Source organism: Streptomyces sp. DH12 (assembly GCF_020873895.1).
Classification (GTDB): Bacteria; Actinomycetota; Actinomycetes; order Streptomycetales; family Streptomycetaceae; genus Streptomyces.
The window spans coordinates 1-530 of the sequence record NZ_JAHWGT010000659.1 but is presented as its reverse complement, the minus strand read 5'-3'; the positions used below and the strand labels follow the sequence as shown (position 1 = coordinate 530).

At 71.9% G+C, this 530-nt stretch carries 1 protein-coding gene; it reads right to left on the bottom strand.

What is annotated here, in order from left to right; genetic code table 11:
- Positions 1–116 precede the first annotated feature (116 nt).
- On the bottom strand, positions 117–488 hold the full coding sequence (locus LPA54_RS36340; RefSeq protein ID WP_093767491.1) for a holo-ACP synthase: 372 nt from the start codon (positions 486–488) through the stop codon (positions 117–119).
- Positions 489–530: the final 42 nt, after the last annotated feature.

Sequence of the window (530 nt, the reverse complement as noted above, 5' to 3'; positions counted from 1 at the left end):
CCGATACCGGCTCCCTGCCTGTACCCCCACTTCCACGATGCACGCACTTCATCGACGAATTTTTCGCAGGAGGCGTACGAGGGCGAAAGCGACGGTCAGGCGCCGTCCACGGTCCCTCAGCCCTCCGCGACCACGACCGCCGAGGCCACCCCGGCGTCGTGGCTGAGGGAGATGTGCCAGGAGCGCACGCCCAGTTCCTCCGCGCGGGCGGCGACGGTCCCCTTGACCCGCAGCCGGGGCTGCCCGCTGTCCTCGCACCACACCTCGGCGTCGGTCCAGTACAGCCCCGCGGGCGCCCCGAGCGCCTTGGCCAGCGCCTCCTTGGCGGCGAACCGCGCCGCCAGGGAGGCGATGCCGCGCCGGTCCCCGCTGGGCAGCAGCAGTTCGCTCTCCACGAAGAGCCGCTGTGCCAGCCCGGGCGTGCGTTCCAGCGACGCGGCGAACCGCTCGATCTCGGCGACGTCGATCCCGACTCCGATGATGCTCATGCGGGCAGCCTAGATCGACCGGGCCCGCACGCCCCCTTACTC

Excerpts from the sequence above, each read along its gene's own strand:
- LPA54_RS36340 (WP_093767491.1), bottom strand. The coding sequence starts at position 488 with ATGAGCATCATCGGAGTCGGGATCGACGTCGCCGAGATCGAGCGGTTC.